The organism is Rubrivirga sp. (genome assembly GCF_049648075.1).
Taxonomy (GTDB): Bacteria; Bacteroidota; Rhodothermia; order Rhodothermales; family Rubricoccaceae; genus Rubrivirga.
On sequence record NZ_JBARYR010000560.1, the window covers coordinates 1 to 2,517 of the forward strand.

At 66.9% G+C, this 2,517-nt stretch carries 4 protein-coding genes, 1 tRNA gene and 1 pseudogene; all 6 read left to right on the forward strand.

The annotated features are described in order from the left end of the window. Nucleotides 1–126, forward strand: a pseudogene (gene tuf, locus WBA11_RS15735) (elongation factor Tu); the annotation flags it as partial. A 137-nt stretch (nucleotides 127–263) separates the two neighbouring features. Continuing rightward, nucleotides 264–336 (forward strand) — tRNA-Trp (locus tag WBA11_RS15740). Nucleotides 337–378: 42 nt separating this feature from the next. Next, nucleotides 379–594: a preprotein translocase subunit SecE gene (secE, locus tag WBA11_RS15745; protein WP_424521610.1), complete on the forward strand. Its 216-nt coding sequence runs from the start codon at nucleotides 379–381 to the stop codon at nucleotides 592–594. Nucleotides 595–637: 43 nt separating this feature from the next. Beyond that, nucleotides 638–1,180 (forward strand): transcription termination/antitermination protein NusG, encoded by a 543-nt coding sequence (nusG, locus tag WBA11_RS15750; RefSeq protein WP_424521611.1) that lies wholly within the window; start codon nucleotides 638–640, stop codon nucleotides 1,178–1,180. Nucleotides 1,181–1,306: 126 nt separating this feature from the next. Next, entirely contained in the window at nucleotides 1,307–1,870 is a 564-nt protein-coding gene (locus WBA11_RS15755) for a sigma-70 family RNA polymerase sigma factor (protein WP_424521612.1), read from the forward strand. A gap of 61 nt (nucleotides 1,871–1,931) precedes the next feature. After that, nucleotides 1,932–2,517: protein kinase (locus WBA11_RS15760; protein ID WP_424521613.1), on the forward strand; the 586-nt coding region annotated here is incomplete at its 3' end.

Genomic DNA, 2,517 nt, shown 5'->3' on the forward strand with positions numbered 1-2,517 from the left:
GGCGACAACACGCAGTTCTCGGTGGACCTGATCCAGCCGGTGGCGATGGAGCAGGGGCTCCGGTTCGCGATCCGCGAGGGCGGGCGGACGGTCGGCGCCGGCGTCGTCTCCAAAATCCTCGACTAGAGATACGTCGTCCTCGAGGACGCGCTTCTGCGATCCTGGGGGCGGCCGTTCTCCATAGACGCTTCCGACAGGCTCCCGAGCCTCGTCGTAGCTTTCTGCCGCCGCCGGCGTCCTTCGGGGCGTCGGCGGTCCGCTTCACGGGCGTGGCGCAATTGGTAGCGCATCGGTCTCCAAAACCGACGGTTGCAGGTTCGAGTCCTGCCGCCCGTGCACTGACCCTCCCGACTTTCCTCCGCCCCGCGCGGCCCTGACATGGCGACCCAGACGCAAACCAAGCCGCCCGGCGGCGCCCTCGGCAACTACGTCGTCGAGGTCCGCAAGGAGATGCGGAAGGTGAACTGGCCCAAGCGCAAGGAGCTCATCAGCAACACCACGCTGACGCTCGTCGCCGCGGTCATCCTGGCGACGTTCATCTTCGGCGCTGACCAGATCATCAGCCAACTCCTCAAGCTCATCTACGGCAGCTAGGGCAACGCCCTCCGCTTCCGTCGTTTCCGTCCGCACCGCTTCCATGCCCCGTCCTCCGATCCGCAAGTGGTTCGTCCTCCGCACCTTCTCCGGTCACGAGAAGAAGGTCAAGGAGTACCTCGAGGGCGAGGTCGAGCGGCTCGGCTACGACGACAAGCTGACCCAGGTCGTCATCCCGACCGACACCGTCTTCGAGATGCGCGGCGGCAAGAAGCGGACCCGTGAGAAGACGTCGTTCCCGGGCTACATCTTGCTCGAGGCCATCGTCGACCCGTACCTCCGCGAGCTGATCAACGGCGCGCCCTCGACGATCGGATTCCTCGGTGCCAACGGAGAGCCCGTCCCGCTCCGCCCCGACGAGGTCAACCGGATCTTGGGCATGATGGACGAGGACAAGGGCGAGGTCATGGAGATCCCCTTCAAGGAGGGCGACGCCGTCAAGGTCGTAGACGGCCCGTTCAACACGTTCACGGGCTTCGTCGAGGAGGTCTACCCGGACAAGATGAAGGTCCGCGTGATGGTGTCCATCTTCGGCCGCAAGACGCCGCTCGAGCTGGACTACCTCCAGGTCGAGCACGAAGGGTAGACAGACTCGTCCTCGATGGGTCGCGTCCTCGAGGACGCGGGTTTCCGGGGCTGATTCGACCTCGAGGTGGCAGGGAGTGCCCGAGCCGACTAGCTTGGTGTTCTGCCTCCACTCGTCGTCTCTCGTATGTCTCGTGCCGACGTAACGGAACTGCTCGAAGCCTCCCGAGACGGTCAGTCCGAGGCGAGCGCCAAGCTCCTCGAGGCCGTCTACGACGAGCTCCGACAGATCGCCCGGTCGTTCCACGCGCGGCACGACATCGGCGACACGCTAACGGCGACGTCGCTCGTGCACGAGGCCTACTTCAAGCTGGTCGATGGTGACCGGCTCCCGTTCGACGGTCGCGCCCATTTTTTCGGAGCCGCCGCCCGAGCGATGCGCCAGGTGGTCGTCGATTCGGCGCGGTCCAAGAACCGAGCGAAGAGAGGAGGGGGGCAGGCCGCTCTTCGTCTCGATGAGGCCCTCCCGGTCGCCGCGCCGGGCCGGTCCGAGGACGTGCTCGCCCTCGATGAAGCGCTGGTCGAGCTCGAGAAAGTCGATCCCCGAGCCGCGCGTGTCGTCGAGTGCCGGTACTTCGCGGGGCTGACCGTCGAGGAAACAGCGGGCGCCCTCGAGGTCTCGCCGATGACGGTCAAGCGCGACTGGGCCGCCGCGCGGGCCTGGCTCCACAATGCGCTCGCGGAAGAGTAGCGCGGCAATGGTCTGATTCTGACCGGGTTGTCGCACGGATGTCTGAACCCCAGGCACCTCCGTGGACTCCGAACGCTGGCATCTCATCAAAGAGCGTTTCAACGACGTTCTCGACCTCGAGGACGGGGAGCGGCGGCGCGCACTCGAGGAGTTGGATGGCGAGCTTCGTGCTGAGGTCGAGGCGTTGCTCCAGGCCTCCGGTAAAGGAGCGGGCGTGCTCGATGTGCCGCTCGACACCGGGCTTCTACCCTCGGGAATCGAGAAGCCGGGACCAGACCTGCCGGATCGGGCCGCGGCGGAAGGGGGCGCCCCGTTGACCGGCGTGGCTCTCGGGCCGTACAAGGTCGGGGAGCGGATTGGGCGAGGCGGAATGGGCGATGTGTACCGTGCCCGACGTGCCGACGGGCTGTTCGACCGAGAGGTTGCCCTCAAGGTGGTTCGAGAAGGCGCGGACACGCGCGCCGTGCTCGACCGCTTCGCAGAGGAGCGGAGGATTCTTGGGGGCCTCGAGCACCCGGGAATCGCGCGGCTGATCTCGGCCGGAGCTGAGGAGAGCGGACCCGCCGCCGGCCGGCCCTGGCTCGCCCTCGAGTTGGTCGAGGGCGTCGAGATCCTCGAGGCCGCCCGCGATCTCGCCCTCGAGGACC